At 64.2% G+C, this 20,508-nt stretch carries 17 protein-coding genes and 1 riboswitch; of the genes, 11 read left to right on the forward strand and 6 right to left on the reverse strand.

What is annotated here, in order from left to right; all coding sequences use genetic code 11:
* The first annotated feature begins 23 nt into the window (after positions 1-23).
* From WMO64_RS10485 to WMO64_RS10495, 3 genes are all read left to right on the forward strand, one after another.
* A complete protein-coding gene (locus WMO64_RS10485) occupies positions 24-926 on the forward strand; it encodes a hypothetical protein (protein WP_349231940.1) in 903 nt (300 codons plus the stop codon).
* Positions 916-2,886 carry a methionine--tRNA ligase gene (gene metG / locus WMO64_RS10490; protein ID WP_349231941.1) on the forward strand — a complete coding sequence of 657 codons (1,971 nt, stop codon included), beginning with the start codon at positions 916-918 and terminating at the stop codon, positions 2,884-2,886. Before WMO64_RS10485 ends, metG begins: the two co-directional genes overlap by 11 nt.
* Before the next feature lie 123 nt (positions 2,887-3,009).
* A complete protein-coding gene (locus WMO64_RS10495; RefSeq protein ID WP_349231942.1) occupies positions 3,010-3,204 on the forward strand; it encodes a DUF4177 domain-containing protein in 195 nt (64 codons plus the stop codon).
* Between the two features lie 64 nt (positions 3,205-3,268).
* Here WMO64_RS10495 and WMO64_RS10500 read toward each other — a convergent pair whose 3' ends face one another.
* A complete protein-coding gene (locus tag WMO64_RS10500) occupies positions 3,269-4,450 on the reverse strand; it encodes a cation:proton antiporter (RefSeq protein WP_349231943.1) in 1,182 nt (393 codons plus the stop codon).
* 62 nt (positions 4,451-4,512) lie between these two features.
* Positions 4,513-4,587: riboswitch (Fluoride riboswitch) on the reverse strand.
* Between the two features lie 117 nt (positions 4,588-4,704).
* On the opposite strand from WMO64_RS10500, the gene WMO64_RS10505 reads away from it, so the two are divergent.
* The gene (locus tag WMO64_RS10505) at positions 4,705-5,472 is read left to right on the forward strand and encodes a TatD family hydrolase (RefSeq protein ID WP_294518368.1); all 768 of its coding nucleotides are present in this window, start codon (positions 4,705-4,707) and stop codon (positions 5,470-5,472) included.
* 15 nt (positions 5,473-5,487) lie between these two features.
* Positions 5,488-6,105, forward strand: a complete 618-nt coding sequence (locus WMO64_RS10510; RefSeq protein WP_294518370.1) for a TatD family nuclease-associated radical SAM protein — start codon at positions 5,488-5,490, stop codon at positions 6,103-6,105.
* Positions 6,106-6,411: 306 nt separating this feature from the next.
* On the opposite strand, the gene WMO64_RS10515 is transcribed toward WMO64_RS10510, so the two are convergent.
* Together WMO64_RS10515 and WMO64_RS10520 are read right to left on the reverse strand one after the other, a co-directional pair.
* Entirely contained in the window at positions 6,412-7,323 is a 912-nt protein-coding gene (locus WMO64_RS10515; RefSeq protein ID WP_349231944.1) for a ribokinase, read from the reverse strand.
* 15 nt (positions 7,324-7,338) lie between these two features.
* Complete coding sequence (locus WMO64_RS10520; protein ID WP_349231945.1) at positions 7,339-8,382, reverse strand: LacI family DNA-binding transcriptional regulator; 1,044 nt, start codon at positions 8,380-8,382, stop codon at positions 7,339-7,341.
* A gap of 287 nt (positions 8,383-8,669) precedes the next feature.
* Between WMO64_RS10520 and WMO64_RS10525 the strand changes: the two genes are divergently transcribed.
* From WMO64_RS10525 to WMO64_RS10545, 5 genes are all read left to right on the forward strand, one after another.
* The gene (locus tag WMO64_RS10525; RefSeq protein WP_294518378.1) at positions 8,670-9,791 is read left to right on the forward strand and encodes a BMP family ABC transporter substrate-binding protein; all 1,122 of its coding nucleotides are present in this window, start codon (positions 8,670-8,672) and stop codon (positions 9,789-9,791) included.
* 141 nt (positions 9,792-9,932) lie between these two features.
* The gene (locus WMO64_RS10530) at positions 9,933-11,492 is read left to right on the forward strand and encodes an ABC transporter ATP-binding protein (protein WP_349231946.1); all 1,560 of its coding nucleotides are present in this window, start codon (positions 9,933-9,935) and stop codon (positions 11,490-11,492) included.
* Entirely contained in the window at positions 11,476-12,558 is a 1,083-nt protein-coding gene (locus WMO64_RS10535; protein ID WP_294518384.1) for an ABC transporter permease, read from the forward strand. Before WMO64_RS10530 ends, WMO64_RS10535 begins: the two co-directional genes overlap by 17 nt.
* Positions 12,551-13,516 (forward strand): ABC transporter permease, encoded by a 966-nt coding sequence (locus WMO64_RS10540; RefSeq protein ID WP_294518387.1) that lies wholly within the window; start codon positions 12,551-12,553, stop codon positions 13,514-13,516. The genes WMO64_RS10535 and WMO64_RS10540 overlap by 8 nt, the downstream gene beginning before the upstream one ends.
* Before the next feature lie 6 nt (positions 13,517-13,522).
* Positions 13,523-14,911: an ADP-ribosylglycohydrolase family protein gene (locus WMO64_RS10545; protein WP_294518390.1), complete on the forward strand. Its 1,389-nt coding sequence runs from the start codon at positions 13,523-13,525 to the stop codon at positions 14,909-14,911.
* Between the two features lie 79 nt (positions 14,912-14,990).
* On the opposite strand, the gene WMO64_RS10550 is transcribed toward WMO64_RS10545, so the two are convergent.
* Complete coding sequence (locus tag WMO64_RS10550) at positions 14,991-15,116, reverse strand: hypothetical protein (protein WP_294518393.1); 126 nt, start codon at positions 15,114-15,116, stop codon at positions 14,991-14,993.
* A gap of 174 nt (positions 15,117-15,290) precedes the next feature.
* Positions 15,291-17,231: an FAD-dependent oxidoreductase gene (locus WMO64_RS10555; protein ID WP_349231947.1), complete on the reverse strand. Its 1,941-nt coding sequence runs from the start codon at positions 17,229-17,231 to the stop codon at positions 15,291-15,293.
* A gap of 257 nt (positions 17,232-17,488) precedes the next feature.
* Here WMO64_RS10555 and WMO64_RS10560 point away from each other — a divergent pair, with 257 nt between their 5' ends.
* Positions 17,489-18,394: a helix-turn-helix transcriptional regulator gene (locus WMO64_RS10560; RefSeq protein WP_294518400.1), complete on the forward strand. Its 906-nt coding sequence runs from the start codon at positions 17,489-17,491 to the stop codon at positions 18,392-18,394.
* A gap of 37 nt (positions 18,395-18,431) precedes the next feature.
* On the opposite strand, the gene ftsH is transcribed toward WMO64_RS10560, so the two are convergent.
* Entirely contained in the window at positions 18,432-20,432 is a 2,001-nt protein-coding gene (ftsH, locus tag WMO64_RS10565; protein WP_349231948.1) for an ATP-dependent zinc metalloprotease FtsH, read from the reverse strand.
* Positions 20,433-20,508: the final 76 nt, after the last annotated feature.

Here is a 20,508-nt window from a genome sequence, read left to right on the forward strand (position 1 = left end):
TTCCTGAGTGAGGTCTTGCCGCAATGCGAAAAGAGATTGTCCTCCCGTCCCTGGCGGTGGGCGGGGGTATTGTGGGACTGTTTCTCCGCCGCTGGGAGCTGGCCACCGCCTTTGAGGCGGACACCGGCCTGGTCACCCCCAACATGCCCTCCACCTGGGCGCTGATCCTCTGGTCGGCAGTGCTGGCGGTGGTGTTCATTCTGCTGTGCCGGGGCAAGCACCGGCCCTTCGCCGGCGGCTATGACGCCGCCTTTGCCGCCAAGGGCAACACGGTGTACGTCACCGCCATGGTGCTCTCCGCCTTCCTGCTGCTGGCCTCGGCGGTGCTCAACTACATGGGCATCCCCGCCGCCTACCAGGATGCCGTGGCCGCCGCCCGGGCGGGCAACGCCCAGGGCACGCCCCTGTTCAATGTGCTGCCCCGGGCCATCCTGGGGCTGCTCTCCGCCATCTCCTTCTTCTGCGTCCTCTCCACCGGCAAGAACAACTACCGGAGCGAGGGCAAGGGCAAGTTCAGCTTCCCTCTGCTGGCCCCGGCCTACATGGGCTGCATCTGGCTCATCGCCGCCTACCAGGTCCGGGCCGGGGACCCGGTGCGCCAGGACTATATCTACGAGCTGTTCGCCATCATCGCCTCCCTGCTGGGGCTGTACTTCACGGCGGGCTTCTCCTTTGAGCGGGCCAAGGTGTTCCGCTCCGCCCTGTTCTCCCTGCTGGGGGTGTACTTCTCCCTGGTGACCCTGGCCGACGGCCACGAGCTCTATGTGGTCCTGCTCTACGGCTTCTGCATCCTCAACCTTACCGCCAACGTGACGGCTCTCCTGGCCAACGACGCCCGGCCCGAATCCAAAGCCCGCCGGTCCCGCCCCGAAGAGGAACTCAGCACCGAAGATTCTGAAACGGAGGTATCCCCCGATGAGCAATAAAGGAAAGTTCTATATCACCACCCCCATCTACTACCCCTCGGACAAGCTCCACATCGGCCACGCCTACTGCACCGTGGCCACCGACGTGATGGCCCGCTACAAGCGGCTGACCGGGTACGACGTCATGTTCCTCACCGGCACCGACGAGCACGGCCAGAAGATCGAGGACAAGGCCAAGGAGGCCGGCGTGACCCCCAAGCAGTACGTGGACAACATCGTGGAGGGCCCCCGGGGCGTGCTGGACCTGTGGAAGCTGATGAACATCTCCAACGACCGCTTCATCCGCACCACCGACGACTACCACCAGGCCGCCGTGCAGAAGATCTTCAAGCAGCTCTATGAGCAGGGCGACATCTACAAGGGCACCTACAAGGGCAAGTACTGCAAGCCCTGCGAGAGCTTCTGGACCGAGAGCCAGCTGGTGGACGGCAAGTGCCCCGACTGCGGCCGTGAGGTCCAGGACGCCGAGGAGGAGGCCTACTTCTTCCGCCTGTCCAAGTACGCCGACCGCATCCAGGACCTGCTGGAGAACACCGACTTCCTGGAGCCCCGCAGCCGGGTCAACGAGATGATCAACAACTTCATCAAGCCCGGTCTGGAGGACCTGTGTGTGTCCCGCACCAGCTTCACCTGGGGCGTGCCCGTGGACTTTGACCCGGGCCACGTGGTGTACGTGTGGATCGACGCCCTGACCAACTATATCACCGCCCTGGGCTACGACAACGACAGGTACGACGACTACGACAAGTTCTGGCCCGCCGACGTCCACTTTGTGGGCAAGGAGATCGTCCGGTTCCACTCCATCATCTGGCCCGCCATCCTGATGGCCCTCAACCTGCCCCTGCCCAAGAAGGTGTTCGGCCACGGCTGGCTCCTGCTGGACGGCGGCAAGATGAGCAAGAGCAAGGGCAACGTGGTGGACCCCTACCTGCTCTCCGAGCGGTACGGCGTGGACGCCCTGCGGTTCTTCCTGCTGCGGACCTTCCCCTTCGGCTCCGACGGCAACTTCTCCAACGAGGCCCTCATCGGCACCATCAACACCGACCTGGCCAACGACCTGGGCAACCTGCTCAGCCGCACCGTGTCCATGGTGGGCAAGTACTTCCCCGGCGGCACCCTGCCCGCCGAGCAGACCGCCGACGCCCTGGACGACGACCTCATCGCCCTGGCCTCCGGCCTGCGGGACCGCTATGAGGCGGTCATGGAGCGCTTTGCCTTCCAGGACGCCCTGAGCGAGGTGTTCAAGCTGGTCTCCCGGGCCAACAAGTATATCGACGAGACCGCCCCCTGGGTGCTGGCCCGGGACGAGGCCAACAAGCCCCGCCTGGCCCGGGTGATGTACAACCTGCTGGAGAGCCTGCGCATCTCCGCCGTGCTGCTCACCCCCTTCATGCCCGACACCGCCGCCGAGATCCTGCGGCAGATCGGCGCCTGCCCCTGCTGCTCCGACTGGGAGAGCGCCGGCAAGTGGGGCTCCCTGTCCGCCACCGTCACCGTCAGCCGGGGCGACAACCTGTTCCCCCGCATCGACGTGGAGAAGGAGCTGGCCGCCCTGGAGGCGCTGGAGGCCCAGGCCCGCAAGGCCGCCCTACCCGCCGTGGAGGTGGAGCCCTTCGCCCAGGAGCAGGTGGACTTTGACACCTTCTGCAAGAGCGACTTCCGGGCCGTGAAGGTGAAGGCCTGCGAGAACGTGAAGAAGAGCACCAAGCTGCTCAAGTTCACCCTGGACGACGGCTCCGGCACCGACCGGCAGATCCTCTCCGGCATCGCCATGTACTACAAGCCGGAAGAGCTGGTGGGCAAGACCTTGGTGGCCATCATCAACCTGCCCCCCCGCAAGATGATGGGCCAGGAGAGCTGCGGCATGCTGATCTCCGCCGTCCACACCGAGCACGGCGAGGAGAAGCTCCACCTGCTTATGGTGGACGACGCCATCCCCGCCGGCGCCAAGCTCTGCTAAAGCGCCCGAGCCGCTGCGAGCAGTCCAAATAAAATTCCGTCTCTCACCGGACGGCCCGTCCGGGCCGTCCGGTTTGTTTTCCACATCATCCGCTCAAAATGTGAAAAAGAAAGGAAGATGTCCATGTACCGCTATGAATATGTCCCGCTGTACACCGGCGGCGGCTTTTGGCTCAACAACAGCGACTGCCAGCACCGTGAGATCATCGACCAGTACGCCGCCCAGGGCTGGCGGTACGTGGGCTACATCCCCACCCAGTTCACCGGCAACGGCGGCACCAAGGCCATCGAGCTGATTTTCGAGAAGGAAGCAGATTGAACGCAATAAAATACGCCCCCGGCGGAGTTTTCCGCCGGGGGCTGCTATTTTGTGGAAAACAGGCTCACTTGGCCTTGGTAAGGAGCCGCTTGTAGCTCACGTCAATGGCCAGGGCGCCCAGGGGCGCGGTGACCAGGATGGCGATGACCGCCACGGTGAGGACGATCTGGCCGCAGCCCAGGCCCATGGCCAGGGGCACGCCGCCGATGGCGGCCTGGACGGTGGCCTTGGGCAGGTAGCTGAGGACGCAGAACAGCTTCTCCCTGCGGCTGAAGCCGGACCCGGCCACGCACAGCAGCACGCCCACCGCCCGGAAGCACAGGGCACCCAGCACGGCCAGCACCGCGGCCACACCGGCGGCAGCGGCGTACTTCAGGTCCACCGCGGCACCCACCAGCACGAACAGGGCCACCTCGGCGGCCACCCACAGCTTGGAGAACTTGGCGGACAGGCGGAGGGCCACCTCACCCCGGAACCGCTGGAGGCCCACCCCCATGCCCATGACGGCCAGCAGGCCGGAGAAGGGGAAGCGTCCCTCCAGGGCGTCCTCAGCGGCCACCAGCAGGAAGGCCAGGGACAGGAGGATGACCACCTTTACCGAGTCCCGCATGTGGAATTTTTTGAAGAAGGCGGCCAGCACCGCCCCCAGCCCCAGGCCCACCAGAGCCCCCGACACGATGGACACCGGCACCCCCGCCAGGGTGAGGGGGGACGCCCCCTGGCCCGAGGCCAGGCCGGTGAACATGGTAAACATGACGATGACGGACACGTCGTCCACGCTGGCCCCCGCCAACACCAGCTGGGGGATGCCCTTGTCCGTGCCGTAGCCCTCCTCGGTGACCTTGAGCATCCGGGGGACGATGACGGCGGGGGACACCGCCCCCACCACCGCGCCCATGATGGCCGCGTCCAGCACGCTCACCCCCAGCAGCCGGGGGGCCAGCACCACCATGCCGGCGATCTCAAAGCAGGCGGGCAGGAAGCACATGAGCACCGCCGGCCGGCCCACCCGCTTCAGGGTGGCCACGTCCAGGGACAGGCCGGCCCGGGTGAGGATGATGATGAGGGCCAGCTGCCGCAGGTCGGCGGAGATGCCCAGCAGGGTGGGGGAGAGCAGGTTCAGGCAGGAGGGCCCCAGCAGAATGCCGGCGGCAATCATGCCGATGAGGGGAGGCAGCCGCAGCTTCCCCGCCAGAGCCCCCAGGAGCAGTCCCAGGAGCAGGATATAGGCCAGACTTGTCAACATAGCAGTTCCATCCCTTCCGCAGGGGCAAAAACAGCAAAAAAGCTGACAACCCCTGCATCACACAAAATGCAGAAGTCATCAGCGTCACACGCGGTTCGGGGCCACGCCCCGGGGAGCACTTCATTCCCCTGATTCATTTGCGGGAGGAATGATACCATATTCTCCGGCCCCTGTCAACCCCGGCCAGCCTTGCAAATCCCCGGAAAAAGGGATATCATATGCTCAAGAAACCCCGCTGACAAGGAGACGCGACTATGTATTTCGACACCCACGCCCACTACTATGACGACGCCTTTGACGCCGACCGGGACCAAGTCCTGGCCGCCCTGCCCGCCGCCGGGGTGGAGCTGGCCCTGTGCCCGGGCTGCGACCTGGAGAGCTCCCGGCAGTCGGTGGCCCTGGCGGAGCGGTACCCCCACCTGTATGCCGCCGTAGGCCTCCACCCGGAGAATCTGGAGGGGGCCAGCCTCTCCGACCTGGCGGAAGTGGAGTCCATGGCCGCCCACCCCAAGGTGAAGGCCATCGGGGAGATCGGCCTGGACTACTACTGGGAGAAGGACCCGGACAGGCGGAAGCTTCAGCGGGACTTTTTCTCCGCCCAGCTCTCCCTGGCGGAGAAGCTGGACCTGCCCGCCATCGTCCACGACCGGGAGGCTCACAAGGACAGCATGGACATGGTACGGGCTCACCCCAACGCCCGGGGCGTGTTCCACTGCTACTCCGGCGGCGTGGAGGACGCCAAGACCCTGGTCATCATGGGCTGGATGGTGTCCTTCACCGGGGTCATCACCTTCAAGAACGCCCGACGGGCCCTGGAGGTCATCGACTATCTGCCCATGGACCGGATCATGATCGAGACCGACGCGCCCTACATGGCCCCCGAGCCCTACCGGGGCAAGCGGAACGACTCCCGGTACGTGTTCCGCATGGCGGAGGCCATCGCCCAGATTAAGGGCCTGACCGCCGAAGAGGTGGGGCGCATCACCACGGAAAACGGCAAGCGATTTTTCAACATTCCATGACAGGAGGCGGAGTATATGGAGACCATCACCTATGAGTACAAGGGCGGGCTGTACGTCAACCTGACCAACCGCTGCGACTGCAACTGCGTGTTCTGCCTGCGGCACAACGGCCACAAGGGCAGCATTTACGCCGACGACCTGTGGCTGGACCACGAGCCCACCCGGGAGGAGGCCCTGGCCGACTTCCTCCGCCGGGACCTGACCAGCTACCGGGAGATCGTGTTCTGCGGCTTCGGGGAGCCCATGTACCGCTGGGACGACATCGCCTGGCTCATCGACGCCCTGAAGGCCAGATGCCCCCGGCTGCCCCCGGTGCGCATCAACACCAACGGCCACGCGGCATTGTTCCTGGGCCGGGACGTGACCCACGAGCTGTCCGGCCGGGTGGACACGGTGTCCATCTCCCTCAACGGCTCCACGGCGGAGGAGTACTGCGCCGTCACCCAGCCCAAGGACGGCCCCGCCGCCTGGAAGGCCATGCTGGACTTTGCCGCCCGCTGCCGGAACACCGTGCCCCACGTGATCATGACCATCGTGAACAAGGACAAGACCCCGGAGGAGATCGAGCGGTGCCGCCGCCTGACCATGGACCTGGGGATCACCCTGCGGGTCAGGACCTACATCCCCAATTGAGCGCAAAAGCGCAAAAGAGAGCGCCGTCCCTGCCGGGACGGCGCTCTTCAGCATGTGAAAAAATCTCCGTTCAAACGGGATGGGCTGGATTAGGGCGGGGGAGCTCGAGGGGGCAGCCGCCCGCCTCGAATTGGATCGAATGCCCCGCAAGCCTTGTGATGCAAGGCTTGCGGAGAGCGGAGCGAGGACTTTTGTACCGCACAGCGGTACAAAAGTAACGGCATTTTTCAAGGCGGTCGGAAAAGTCCTTGGACTTTTTCGACCGCCCGAGAGCGCCGTCCCTGCCGGGACGGCGCTTTTTTCCGCTCAGGGCGCGGGGGAGGGGGTGATGGTGCCTCTGGCGGCGTCCACCTCCGCCATGGTGGGGATGGAGGGGGCGGCTCCGGGCCGGGACACCGCCAGGGCCGAGGCCAGGGAGGCGTTCTCCAGGCAGCGGGGGATGTCCTCCCCCCGGGCCAGGGAGGCCAGGAAGAAGCCGGTGAAGGTGTCCCCGGCGGCGGTGGTGTCCACCGCCTTCACCCTGTAGGCCCCGTGGGAGTAGGTGTGCTCCCTGTCCCGGTACACCACGCCCCGCTGCCCCAGGGTGAGCACCACCCGGGCGTGGGGCCAGCGTGTGAGCAGGGCGTCCAGGATGGCCCCGGGCTCGCTCTCTCCGGTGAGGGCCTGACCCTCCACCTCGTTGATGAGGAAAATGGACACCTTCTCAAAGGGGAACTCCTTCAGCAGTCCCTCGGTGATGGGAGAGGGGTTGAACACCAGGGGGATGCCCAGCTCCCCGCACCTGCGGGCCAGGTAGGAGATATTGCTGATCTCGTTCTGGGTGAGCACCATGTCCTCCGGGCCGAAGTGGGAGAGCACGCTGTCGATATACGCCGGGGTGACGGCCTGGTTGGAGCCGCCGTAGATAATGATATTGTTCTGGCCGGAGGCGTCCACCTGGATGACGGCGTGGCCGGTCATCTCGGCGGACACGCCCATATAGTCCATCTGCACGCCGCTGCGCACCAGCATCTGCTCCAGCTCCTCGCTGCCCTTGCCCAGCATGCCGGCATGGTAGGTCTCCGCCCCGGCCCGGGCCAGGGCCACCGACTGGTTGAGCCCCTTTCCGCCGCAGAAGTAGTCCAGCTTCAGGGCGGAGATGGTCTCCCCCGGCCGGACAAAGTGCTCCACCTGGTACACGTGGTCCACGTTCATGGAACCGAAATTCAGCAGTCTCATTTTGTTCCTCCCTCTCTATTTCCCAGCTGTCTCCTGGGCGCCCGCCCATCTCATCGTGCTGCCGCGAATCCTCAGCGAGGGTTTGAAGGATATGATGCGCTCGCCGCCCGTCTCTCCGTGCAGCATCTCCGCCACCTGGCGGACCGCCTCCCGGCCAATGTCGTCCAGCGGCTGATACACCGTGGTCAGCGGCGGCTCCAGAAATTCCGCCAGAAAAATGTCGTCAAAGCCCACCACGGACAGGTCTTCCGGCACCCGCAGGTGGAACCTGCGGCACTCTCTCAGCACGCCGATGGCCATCATATCATTTGCCGCGAAAATGGCCGTCACTCCCTGCCCCAGCAGAATGGGCAGGGCCTGAATGCCGCTCTCCACATGGTAGTTGCCCGCCACCACCAGAGCCTGGTCAAAGGACACCCCGGCCTCCTCCAGCGCTCTGCGGTAACCTCTCAGGCGCTCCGCCGAGCCGGACACGTTGGGCTGGGCCGTAATGCACCCGATCCTGCGGTGGCCCAGGGAGAGCAGGTGCTTTGTGGCCAGGTAGCCGCCCAGCTCCTGGTCCACGCAGACACAGGGCACCTCCATCTGCTGCATCCGCCGGTCCACGGTCACCACCGGGATCCCGCTGGACTCCACCAGACTGCGGAAGCGGACCCGCTCCTCCTCGCCCAGCTGGTAGGACGGCGTGAGGATCACCGCATCCACCGCCCGCCCCAGGAGAAATAATTCCAGATATTTGAAATCATTCTCCACGGAATCGTTGGTGTTGCCATAGAGCACGTTGTATCCCAGCGCGCTGCACTCGGACTCGATCACCTTGGCCAGGGAGGAGAAATACAGGTTGCTGATGTCTGGGAGCAGAAGCCCGATGGTCCCGGTACGCCTGGTCACCATGCTGACCGCGATCTGGTTGGGGTGGTAATTCAGCTCCGCCGCCGCGCGGAGCACCGCCTGCCGCGTCTCGGGGGAAATACGGCTGGGCTTGTTGTTCAGCACCAGGGAGACCGTTGTGGTGGAAACGCCCAGCTTGCGGGCAATGTCTTTGATGGTGACACCCAAAAGATCTCACTCCTTGCTTTTGGTCAAATGGGTGGATAAACGTTTTATTTCGTATGATTTCATTATAGAGAGAAGCGCGCAAGATTGCAAGGGGATATTTTAGTTTTTTCAACATTTATCACAAAAAACCACTTGACAGGCAGCGCTTTACAGGGTATTATGAAGAAAACAAGGCACCCGCAAGCAGACATTTGACTAGATAAAACGTTTTATCACTCGTGCCCATTCCCATTGGATAATGGGAGTATATAAACCGCATTGGTCAATATGGAAAAGGAGTGTCTAGCATGAAAAAGCGTATCCTGTCTCTCGCTCTCGGCGCCACCCTGCTGCTGGGCCTGCTGGCCGGCTGCAACAACAGCAGCACCACCGAAACCCAGTCCGGCAGCTCCGCTGACCCCTCCAAGCCCAAGTTCTGCTTTGTGGTCACCAGCCAGCTGGGCGACAAGTCCTTCAACGACTCCGCCGCCGCCGGTATGAACATGATCACCGAGCAGCTGGGCTGCGAGACCAAGATCCTGGAGATCGGCAGCGACCAGACCAAGTGGGAGCCCACGCTGATGGATCTGTCCGACACCGGCGAGTACGACGCCATCATCGTCAACGGTTCCGGCACCATCGAGATCATCGAGCAGCTGGCGGAGGAGTTCCCCGACCAGAAGTACGTCATGTTCGACACCACCATTGACGAGGGCGCCTACCCCAACGTCTACGCCATCAGCTACAAGCAGAACGAGGGCTCCTATCTGGGCGGCGTTCTGGCCGGCCTGGTGACCATCTCCGACATGCCCAACGCCAACGCCGACAAGAAGATCGGCTTTATCGGCGGCGAGGAGGACCCCATCATCTCCGACTTCCTGGTGGGCTACATTGAGGGCGCCCAGTCCGTGGACCCGGACATCAAGGTCTATGTCTCCTACGTAGGCTCCTGGACCGACACCGCCAAGGGCAAGGAGCTGGCCCTGGCCCAGTACAACCAGGGCGTGGACATCATCTTCCCCGCGGCCATGACCTCCGGCCTGGGCTGCATTGAGGCCGCCGTGGAGCAGGGCAAGTACATCATCGGCGTGGACTCCGACCAGGCCATGCTCTTCCAGGGCACCGACGAGGACAAGGCCAACGTGATCCTCACCTCCGTCATGAAGGAAGTGGGCCAGTCCCTGTACCGCTTCGCCGAGATGGAGCTGGAGGGCACCGTGCCCTGGGGCAGCAGCGAGACGCTGGGCATCCAGGAGGGCGCCTCCGATATCGCCGTGAACGAGTACTATGAAAAGAATGTCCCTCAGGAGATCCGGGACAAAGTGGACGAGGCCCGTCAGGCCGTGCTGGACGGAGAGGTAACGGTCACTTCCGCGCTGGGTCTTCCCACTGACGAACTCAACGCAATCCTGGATTCCTGCAAGCCGTAATCGTCGCTGCGGGGCGCGCCGATTACAGCGCGCCCCGCATTTTTTCTCCCAAGGGCTGCCTGACGCCGCCCCGCGGAGGCCAGCCGTTCCTTTCCCGGCGTGGTCCGGAGCGGCACTGATTGAGAGAGAGGAGGCTCTGCCATGGGCGAAGAGATCCTGCGCATGGAAAACATCACCAAGATCTACCCAAACGGCGTTATGGCCAACAAAGACGTCACGCTTTCCGTCCAGAAGGGTGAGATCCACGCGCTGATGGGAGAAAACGGCGCCGGAAAAAGTACCCTGATGAAAATTCTGTTCGGATTTGAGTCCAAGGACAGCGGAGAAATCTACTTTGAGGGAAAGAAGCTGGAGACCTCCAGCCCTGCCGAGACCATCAAGCAGGGCATCGGCATGGTGCATCAGCACTTTATGCTGGTGGATTCCCTGAAGGTGTATGAGAACATCGTCCTGGGCATGGAGCCCCGAAAGGGCCCCTTTACCGACGGTAAAAAGGCCAGCCAGATGGTGGCGGACATGGCCAAAAAGTACAACCTGAACGTGGACCCGGAGGCAAAGGTGGGGACCCTCTCCGTGGGTCTGAAGCAGAAGGTGGAGATTTTAAAGGTCCTGGCCCGGGGCGCCAAACTGCTGATTCTGGACGAGCCCACCGCCGTCCTCACCCCCCAGGAGACCGAGGAACTCTTCGAGCAGCTGCTCCTGCTGAAGCAGCACGGCCACACCATCATTTTCATCTCCCACAAGATCAAGGAAGTGCGGCAGATCTGCGACAACATCACCGTGCTCCGGGGCGGCCGGACCATCGGCAGCATGCCGGTGGAGGGCTCCACGGAGGAGGAGATCTCCCGCTTCATGGTGGGCCGGGACGTGGTGCTCAACGTGCAGAAGTCCGCCCCCGCTTTCGGCGACAAGCTGCTGGAGATCCAGCACCTGAACTACTGGAACGACGAGCGCCGGCAGAAGCTCAAGGACGTGAGTTTTGACCTGCGCCGGGGACAGATTCTGGGCGTGGCCGGCGTAGAGGGCAACGGCCAGAACGAGCTGGCCGAGTGCATCTTCGGCCTGAAAAAGCCCAGCAGCGGCAAGGTCCTGCTCAACGGCAAAGATCTCTCTCCCCTGGGTATCAAGGATATCCGCGCCTCCGGCGTGTCCTACATCCCCGAGGACCGCATCTCCACCGGCGTGGCGGGGAGCCTGAGTATCTGGGAAAACCTCATGTCGGACCGGATCGACAAGCCGGAGTTTCGCCGGGGCGGCCTGCTGAACCTGCGGCAGATCCGGGAAAAATGCGCCAAGCTCATCGACGCTTTCACCATTCTGTGCCGGAACGGCGACCAGGCCGTGTCAATGCTCTCGGGCGGCAACATGCAGAAGGTGGTCGTGGCCCGGGAGTTCTCCGCCGATCCCGACCTGCTGATCGCCAACCAGCCCACCCGCGGCATCGACGTGGGCGCCAACGAATTCATCTGGAAAAAACTTGTGGCCCTGCGGGACCAGGGGCGGGGTATCCTGCTCATCTCCGCCGACCTGAACGAGGTCCTGGAGCTGAGCGACAGCATCCTGGTCATGTGCGACGGCGAAGTGGCCGCCTACTTCCCGGACAGCAAGGCTGTCACAGAGCGGGAGCTGGGCCTCTATATGCTGGGCGTAAAGAAGCAGACTGCGGAAGAAAGGGGGGCTCTGTGTGAAGCGGCACAGTAAAATGGCCTGGGTCGAGGCGCTCCGCACAGCTGTTGCCATCGGCATTGCACTGCTCATCGTCTTTGTGATCGTGCTGTGCGTCAGCAGCGAGCCTTTGAACGCCATCTTCAACTTCCTTTTCGGTCCCCTCACCACCGTGCGCCGCATGGGCAACGTGGTGGAGGAGATGATCCCCATCATGTTTACAGGCCTGTCCATCGTCATCCTGTACCGCACCGGCCTGTTCAACCTGTCCGCCGAGGGCGGCTTCTTCCTGGGCGCGGTGGTGGCCGCCATCTCCGCCCTGACCCTTCCGCTGCCCCCTGTGCTCAACCTGCTGGTGGCCATGATCCTGGCGGCTGTGGCCGGCGGCGTCACCTCCCTGATCCCCGGCATCCTGAAGGTCAAGTGCGGCGCCAACGAGATCGTCACCTCCCTGATGCTCAACTATGTGTGTCTCAATGTGGGCCTGTACTTTATCCAGACCTTTTTCATCGACCCGGAGATCAACAGCAAGTACACCTACCAGTTCCCCGCCAGCATGGAGCTGCCCACCATCATCCCCGGTACCCGCGTCCACGCCGGCCTGATCATCGCCATTCTCTGCGTGGTGGCCTGCCACTTCATCCTGGAGCGCACCCCTCTGGGCTATAAGGCCACCCTGGTGGGCAGCAACGGCCGGATGGCCAAATACTCGGGCGTCGGCACCGCCGCGGTCATCATCGGCACCCAGTTCCTGGGCGGCGCGCTGGCCGGCCTGGGCGGCTCGGTGGAGCTGTTCGGCATGTACCGCCGGTTCCAGTACCTGGAGCTCACCAACTACGGCTGGGACGGCATCCTGATCGCCATCGTGGCCCGCTATAAGGCCAAATACGTGCCCCTGGCCGCCCTGTTCCTGGCCTATCTGCGCATCGGCGCGGATATCATGTCCCGCACCAGCGACGTGCCCTTTGAAATCGTGAAGATCATCCAGGCGGTGGTCATCGTTCTCATCTCCGCCCAGGCCATTCTGAGCGGCTTCCGAAAGAAAATGATCATCAAGGAGACCCAAGAGCTTGAGAATAAGGCGGTGAGCGCAAATGGCTGATATCATTCAGGTCATCTTTAATACCGACTTCTTCTTCACCACCATCCGCGTTATGACCCCGGTGCTGTACGCCGCCATGGCCTGTATGGTCTTCTACAAGGGCGGCGTGGACGCCATCGGAACCGAAGGCATCATGCTTCTCTGCTCCCTGGCGGGCGTGCTGGGCGGCTACTTCACCGGCAGCGCCTTCCTGGGCGTGGTCATCGCCTTTGCCGCGGGCGCCTTCTTCGCCTGCCTGTATACCTTTGTGGTCCTCCGGCTGGGCAGCGAGGCCATCCTGGCCGGTATCGCCCTCAATACCCTGGCCAGCGGCCTGACCATCTTCGTTCTGTACTATGTCACCGGCGAAAAGGGCTCCACCCAGAGCCTTAACAGCCCGGTGTGCCCCAGCATCGACATCCCCATCCTCAAGGACATCCCCATCCTGGGCGACATCCTGTCCGGACACAATATCCTGACCTATGTGGCCGTGCTGCTGGTCATCGTGCTCTTCTTCCTCATCTACAAGACCCCTACCGGACTGCGCATCCGCACTGTGGGTGAAAATCCCCAGGCGGCCCGCTCCGTGGGCATCCATGTGCGGAAATACCGCTATCTGACCTCCATTATCGCCGGCGGCCTGGCGGGTATGGGCGGCGCGTTTATGTCCATGGCCTACGTGTCCAACTTCTCCCGGGAAATGATCGCCGGCCGAGGCTACATCGGCATGGCCGCCGAGGGCATGGGCCGGGGCACACCCCTCGGCGTGCTCCTGTCCTCCATCATCTTCGGCGCCGCCGACTCCCTGGCCACCCGGCTCCAGATGCTCAACGTGCCTGCCCGTCTGGTGCAGGCCCTGCCCTACGCCATCACCATCATTGCCATTGCCATCTACTCCTACATCAGAACACAGAGGAAAGCAAAGAACTCCTCCGGGGCGGGCGCCGCAGCGGAGGCAGCCGGTAAGAAAGGAACGTGAATGCCAATGAAAGCGCGTGAGCTGACCACAAAGGCCCTGTTTGAAACCACCCCCCGTCTCCAGACCAAGGAGGAGTCCTCCTGGATGGAGGCCAAGGTGGACCAGGGCGCACTGGACATCAACGAGGCCCGTGGCCGCTGGTACACCCGTGTGCCCGGCTCCCTGGCCCCCGACCACACCCTGCTGGGCGCCATCCAGGCCATGGAGAACAAGGGCTACGACGTGACCGAGGCCGAGGCCCTGATCCCCATCATGCAGAAGGCATTTGACGAGCACGATGATGTGAAGATGCTCCAGTACTATGCCAAGCTCTTCGAGGTGCTGGGCCGGGCTCCCAAGATCCCCGACCACCCCTATTGGAGCTACGCCCAGTACGAGTCCTTTGACGACCACGCCGCCGAAGTCACCTTCCCCGCGCCCAGGGCCGTGCCCGACAATATCCCCATCTTTGAACGGCAGCACGCCGGTTGGATCGCCCAGGTGGCGGGCGCCGCCGTGGGCACCATCATCGAGGGCTACTGCACCGACAAGCTGCGGGAGACCTTTGGCGAGATCTACGGCTATCTCCGGGAGCCCACCACCTACAATGACGACGTGCTCTTTGAGCTGGCCTTCCTCAACGCCGTCCGGGATCACGGCTCCAAGGTGACCTCCGAGGACATCGGCATGGAGTGGATCGGCCGCATCGAGTACACCTGGACCGCGGAAGAGGCCGCCTTCCGCAACATGAAGCGGGGTATTTTCCCGCCCATGAGCGCCAAGGTCAACAACCCCTGGAACGAGTGGATCGGCGCCCAGATGCGGGGCTCCGTCTGCGGCATGGTGGCCCCCGGCGACCCGGAGCTGGCCGCCCGGCTGGCCTGGATCGACGGCGCCGTCTCCCATGTCAACAACGGCATCCTGGGCGAGGTGTTCAACGCCGTCATGACCGCCCTTGCCTATGTGGAGACCGACATCCGCAAGGTGTTGGAGGACTCCATCGCCCTCATTCCCCCCAAGAGCGAGTATTACTCGGTGGTCAAGTTCGCCTGGGACGCCTGCCGGCGCCACGACGCCTGGGAGCCCGCCTGGCGGGAGTGTGAGGAGAAGTACAAGCGCTACAACTGGATCCACACCTATCCCAATGCGGCGGCCGAGGTGGTGGCCCTCTACTTCGCCGGCAACGACTTTGACGAGTGCATGCACATCATCGCCATGTGCGGCCAGGACGTGGACTGCAACGGAGGCCAGATCGCCACCCTGTACGGCGCCATGATGGGCTACGCCGCGATCGACCACAAGTGGAGCGACCCCTTCCAGGACAAGTTTGACAGCCTGTTCCGGGGCTACGAGCACACCACCCTCTCCTTCATCGCCCAGCTGACCATGGACGCCGCCCAGGCGTTGAAGGGCTGACACGACATCCTCCCCTCTCTCATAAAGCCGCGCCCCCGGATCCCCTGCGACAGGGTATCCGGGGGCGCGGCCTTGTCTGTCAGGCGGCCTCCTCGGCCAGCTCGGCCAGGGCCTCCCGCTCGCTGTCGGCGGAGAAGCGGAAGCGCCCGTAGGCGTCGTACACCTCCACATGACCACGGACCCAGCGCATGGAATACTCGTTCATAACCGGACACTCCTTTCTGTCTGCCCCGCCTTGGCGGGCTGTCTCTCCTGTCCTTACGTGCACAGTATAGCAAATAACAAGTCCTATAAACCGGACTTTTATTCTCCTGGGCGAAAAAACTCCCCGGACGGAAATCCCGTCCGGGGAGCGAAAAAAATCGGGGAAAGAGGCTGGTTACTGGCCCAGCACGGCGGCAGCCGCGTTGGCGCCGGCCAGACGGCCGGAGGTCAGAGCGAAGCCCAGGCCCACGCCCTCCACGTTGACGTAGGCGGCCACGCTGACGCCGCTGCAGTTGTTGCCGGTGGCGTACAGGCCGGGGATGGGGTTCATGTCGTCATCCACCACCTGGAGCTCCTTGGTCACGTTTACGCCGCCCAGGGCGCCCAGCACGGCGTTGTAGCCCTTGGTGACGTAGAAGGGGCCCTCCTCCACGGAGTAGACCAGGCTCTCAGCGCTCTTGAAGAACTCCTCGTCGTCGCCGCTGGCCACGTAGGTGTTGTAGCGGGACACGGTGTCCTTCAGGGTGTCGGCGTCACAGCCGATGAACTCGGCCACCTCGTCCAGGGTCTGGCACACCTTGCCGTCGCCGCTCTCGGTCAGCTTCTCAAAGTCGCTGGCAAAGACCTCCGGGTCCACGATGGCGTGGTAGATGGTCCGCTCGCCGTCCTCGCCGATGATGCCGAAGCGGTCCCAATAGTGGACCCAGGTGCCGGTGTTCTCATAGGAGCTGTCGCACCAGCGGTCCACGGTGGCCTGGTCCACAATGGTGTAGGCGTAGCCGCCCTGGGCCAGCACGGCGCTGGAGAACTCCACGGTGTCCTTCAGCAGGTCCTCGTTCATGAACCGCTCGCCCAGGTGGTTGACCCACAGGATGGGGGTGTTCAGGGTCAGCTGCTCGGCCACCTCGATGTCGGCGGTCTTGGTGCCCACGCCGTGGTTCATGGTGAGCAGCTCGCCCTGGGCGGCGCCCACGTCGTACATCATCTGCAGGCCGGAGCCGTCGTTGCCGCCGATGACGTTGACGGTGTCATACACCTTGTCGCCCAGGGCCTGGCGCATCATCTCCTCGTTGCCGGCGAAGCTGCCGGTGGAGACGATCACCGCGCCGGCGTTGACGGTCAGGGTGCCGCCGTCCTCCTTGGTGCACACGGCGCCGGTCACCGCGCCGCTGTCATCGGTGAGCAGGCTGGTGGCGGTGGTGTTGTAGCGGATGTCCACGCCGTTGTCGTCCAGGGCCTGGCCCAGGTAGGTGAAGGGGTCGGCGTTGTTCCAGCGGTGGTAGATGATGGTCTCGTCAAAGTGGGCGATCTGCTGGGCGGTCTTGGACAGGTAGACCTTCACGCCCTTGTCCAGCAGGTACTCCACCGTGTTCTTGGCCTCGCTGACAAAGGTGCGGATGAGCTGGGCGTTGGCCAGCTGGTTGCTCTGGTCCATCAGCTTCTCGTACCAGTACTCCTCGTCGGAGCCCAGATCGTCGCCGTACCGCTCGTACTGGAGGGAGGTGCCGATGGCGAACATGCCCTGGGCTGCGTTGCCCATGCCGCCCAGCACGCCGGTGCTCTCCACGCCCACCACAGTGGCGCCCGCCTCAGCGGCGCTGAGGGCGGCCATGGTGCCGGAGGCGCCCATGCCGATGACCAGCACGTCGGCGGTGACCTCCTCGTCCTCACCGGCGGGGGCCGCTTCCTCCTCCACGGACATGCCGGCCTGGGTCATGGCGTCCTTGGCGGCGGCCATGACGGCCTCGCTGGTGACGGTGGCGCCGGACACGCCGTCAATGTCGGCGCTCTGGGCGTCCAGGATCTGCTGGGCCAGGTCGGGCAGGGTGGCCCGGCCCACGTCCTCGGTCTCGCTGTCGCCTGCGGCGTCCACGGCGGTAATGGCGCCGCCGGACACGGTGATGGTCACGCTCACCTCGCCGCCGAAACCCTCGGCGGTGCCGGTGTAGGTGCCGTCGGTCACGCCGCCGGCGGGAGACTGGGAGACCTCCTCACTGGCGCTGGGGGAGACAGAGGGGGTGGTCTCCGTCTCCTGGTTGATGCAGCCCCCCAGCACGGCGGCCAGCATGGCGCCGCACAGCACAAGGGACAGCAGTTTTTTGATGGTTCCTCTCATGTTCCATATCCTCCTTGCAGCATGGGCCCTGCCGGAATACCTCTCCGGCCTGCCCGCCCGGGCAAACGGCAGGTGCGTTCCCCTGCCGCCCGGTGTTCGTTAAAAGATTATCACATCCACATTCCCCCAACAATTGACGTATCTTGTGCCAAAAGTGTCTTATTTTTGGATTTCTTCCCGGTCGCTCTTGTAGCCCGGGGGCAAAAAACAGTATAATAACAGGCGGAGAAACCTGGAACAGGGGAGGGAATTGGTCCATGGCGCAGCGTGGAGCGTGGAATCTGGTTTTGGCGGGGCTGGCGGCGGGACCGGTCCAGGCCGGGGGCGTGACCCTGGAGGCCGAGGGGCCGGGGGAGCACCCCGGGGGCCACTTTCTGCTGCTGTTCACCCCGGAGAGCGTGCGGCTGCGCCTGAGGAGCAAGCGGACCATCCCCCTGACGCCGGGCAGCTTTCTGCTGCTGCGCAGCCGGAGGGGCTACCAGGTGGAGGAGGGCCGGGTGCTGGCCCTGCGCTATCCCGCGGCCTTTTTCGACGGGCTGTTCTTCAGCCAGCTGGCCGACTGCCGCATCCTGTTCGACCTGATGCGCCTGGAGGACCCGGAGGAGGAGTTCCTCTGCTTTGATTACCGGTCCGGGGACCCGGTGTGGGGCTGTGCCCTGGCCCTGTGCCGGGAGCTGCTCACCGGGGACAGCTTCACCCCCAAGCTGCTCCACTGCGGCACGGTCCAGCTCTTCACCCTGCTCCAGCGGGGATTTCAGAGCCATCTCTCGGTGAGCCGCTCCACCATGCTGCGGGACAACCCCTTCGGCCAGCTGCTCAAGTATATGGGCGACCACTACGACACCGTCACCCTGACCGATCTGGCCCGCCGGTTCAACTACAACCCCAGCTACCTCTCCGCCTATTTCCGCCGGGTCACCGGCGAGACCTTCAGCCAGAAGCTCTATCACATCCGCATGGAACAGGCCCTCTGGGCCCTGGAGCACACCGACCGGGCGGTGCAGGACATCAGCCAGTCCCTGGGCTTCCGGGAGAAGAGCTATTTCCTCCGCCGGTTCAAGGCGGAGTACGGCTGTACCCCCTCCCAGTACCGCCGCCGCCTGGGCAAGTCCAAGTCGGGGCCGCCCGAACTGGCGGACAAAAACAGCGGGACATCCGGATAACTCCGGATGTCCCGCTGTTTTGCGATATGTGTAGTTCTTACTTCTTGTCCTCGGGCTTTCCCTCGTCGGGGGCGGGCACGTCGATGTCCCCGGGAGACACCCGCCTGCCCTCAGGGGTCAGCTCGCTCCGCTGGCGGCGGATGGAGGGCACGTCCTCCACACGGCTCTTGATGCTGCCGTCCTCCTCCCGGAGGGCGTCCGGGTCGGTGAAGACCAGCTCGAAGTCAGCGGCGTCCATGGTCTCGTTCTCCAGCAGGTACTGGGCGGTCAGCTCCAGCTGCTCCCGCTGCCGGGTGAGGATATCCCTGCACCGGGCGTAGGCCTTGTCGATGATGGCCTTGACCTCCTGGTCGATCAGGTCAGCGGTCTCCTCGGAGTAGCTCTTGGCCTGGGCCATGGAGCGGCCGATGAAGATCTCGTCGTGGCCCGAGTCAAAGACCACGCTGCCCAGCTTGTCGCTCATGCCGTACCGCATGACCATGTTGCGGGCGATGGCGGAGGCCCGCTGCAGGTCGTTGCCCGCGCCGGTGGAGATGTCCCCCAGCACCAGCTGCTCGGCCACCCGGCCGCCCAGCAGGGAGGCGATGCGCTCCTCCAGCTCGGTGCGGGAGAGGAAGCTCTTGTCCTCCTGGGGCAGGGAGATGGTCATGCCGCCGGCACGGCCCCGGGGCACAATGGTGATCTGGTGGACCGGGTCGGCGGTCTCCAGGGCGTGGCTGACCACGGCGTGGCCCGCCTCGTGGTAGGCGGTGAGCTTCCGCTCCCGCTCGATGACCACCCGGCTCTTCTTCTCCGGCCCGGCGATGACCTTGATGACCGCCTCGTGGAGGTCGGGCTTGGTGATGAACCGCTCCCCCCGGCGGGCGGCCAGCAGGGCGGCCTCGTTCATCAGGTTCTCCAGGTCCGCGCCGGTGAAGCCGCCGGTGGCCCTGGCCACGTCCTTCAGGTCCACGTCCTCGGCCAGAGGCTTGTTGCGGGCGTGGATCTTCAGGATCTCCTCCCGGCCCTTGATGTCGGGGGCGCCCACGTAGATCTGCCGGTCAAACCGGCCGGGGCGCAGGAGAGCGGGGTCCAGAATGTCCTGCCGGTTGGTGGCGGCCATGACGATGACCCCCTCGTTGGCGGCAAAGCCGTCCATCTCCACCAGCAGCTGGTTGAGCGTCTGCTCCCGCTCGTCGTGGCCGCCGCCCAGGCCGGTGCCTCTCTGGCGGCCCACAGCGTCGATCTCGTCGATGAACACGATGGCGGGGGCGTTCTTCTTGGCCTGGTCAAACAGGTCCCGGACACGGCTGGCGCCCACGCCCACGTACAGCTCCACAAAGTCGGAGCCGGAGATGGACAGGAAGTGGACCCCGGCCTCACCGGCCACGGCCTTGGCCAGCAGGGTCTTGCCGGTGCCCGGAGGGCCCACCAGCAGGATGCCCTTGGGGATGCGGGCGCCCAGGGCCAGGAAGCGCTTGGGGTCCCGCAGGAACTCCACCACCTCCCGCAGCTCCTCCTTCTCCTCGTCGGCGCCGGCCACATCGGCAAAGGTGACCTTCTTGCCCTCGTCGGAGACGGTGCGGGTGCGGGCCCGGGAGTACCGGCTGGTCTTGTCGGCGCCGCCGCCGCCCCCGGCCTGCCGCTGGAACATGATGTACCACATGGCGAAGAACACCACCACGATCACCAGCGTGGGCAGCAGGGCGCTGGCCCAGGCGGGCAGACGGAAGCCCGCCGGGTAGTCAAAGGCCTGGATGATGCCGTTGGCGTGCTGCTTGACAATGGTGTCGTTGAAGTCCTGGTAGAACAGCTCAAAGCTGGGCAGCTTGTAGCTGACCGTATAGCTGCCCTGGTAGGGCTCCCACAGCTCCATGGTCACCACGTCGTCCTTGACCTGCAGGGTCTTGACCTGCTGGTTGTCCAGCAGGTCGTGGATCTCAGAGTAGTAGACCGCTTTCCCCGCGTTCAGCCCCATCAGCGCGTAGACGGTGGAGAGCAAAATGAGGAAAATGAACAGGTAGAACACCAGGTCGCGGCCGGAAATTTTCTTCTTCAATACGGACCTCTCCCTCCACGGGGCGCCCGTTGAGGGCGGGCCCGTTTCATTTCACAGCTTATGATACGCCGCCGGA

The sequence above is a fragment of the Pseudoflavonifractor intestinihominis genome, assembly GCF_040096055.1.
Classification (GTDB): Bacteria; Bacillota; Clostridia; order Oscillospirales; family Oscillospiraceae; genus Pseudoflavonifractor; species Pseudoflavonifractor intestinihominis.

Coding starts and splice junctions, on each gene's coding strand:
- WMO64_RS10485 (WP_349231940.1), top strand. CDS start 24: ATGCGAAAAGAGATTGTCCTCCCGTCCCTGGCGGTGGGCGGGGGTATT.
- metG (WP_349231941.1), top strand. CDS start 916: ATGAGCAATAAAGGAAAGTTCTATATCACCACCCCCATCTACTACCCC.
- WMO64_RS10495 (WP_349231942.1), top strand. CDS start 3,010: ATGTACCGCTATGAATATGTCCCGCTGTACACCGGCGGCGGCTTTTGG.
- WMO64_RS10500 (WP_349231943.1), bottom strand. CDS start 4,450: ATGTTGACAAGTCTGGCCTATATCCTGCTCCTGGGACTGCTCCTGGGG.
- WMO64_RS10505 (WP_294518368.1), top strand. CDS start 4,705: ATGTATTTCGACACCCACGCCCACTACTATGACGACGCCTTTGACGCC.
- WMO64_RS10510 (WP_294518370.1), top strand. CDS start 5,488: ATGGAGACCATCACCTATGAGTACAAGGGCGGGCTGTACGTCAACCTG.
- WMO64_RS10515 (WP_349231944.1), bottom strand. CDS start 7,323: ATGAGACTGCTGAATTTCGGTTCCATGAACGTGGACCACGTGTACCAG.
- WMO64_RS10525 (WP_294518378.1), top strand. CDS start 8,670: ATGAAAAAGCGTATCCTGTCTCTCGCTCTCGGCGCCACCCTGCTGCTG.
- WMO64_RS10530 (WP_349231946.1), top strand. CDS start 9,933: ATGGGCGAAGAGATCCTGCGCATGGAAAACATCACCAAGATCTACCCA.
- WMO64_RS10540 (WP_294518387.1), top strand. CDS start 12,551: ATGGCTGATATCATTCAGGTCATCTTTAATACCGACTTCTTCTTCACC.
- WMO64_RS10545 (WP_294518390.1), top strand. CDS start 13,523: ATGAAAGCGCGTGAGCTGACCACAAAGGCCCTGTTTGAAACCACCCCC.
- WMO64_RS10550 (WP_294518393.1), bottom strand. CDS start 15,116: ATGAACGAGTATTCCATGCGCTGGGTCCGTGGTCATGTGGAGGTGTAC.
- WMO64_RS10555 (WP_349231947.1), bottom strand. CDS start 17,231: ATGAGAGGAACCATCAAAAAACTGCTGTCCCTTGTGCTGTGCGGCGCC.
- WMO64_RS10560 (WP_294518400.1), top strand. CDS start 17,489: ATGGCGCAGCGTGGAGCGTGGAATCTGGTTTTGGCGGGGCTGGCGGCG.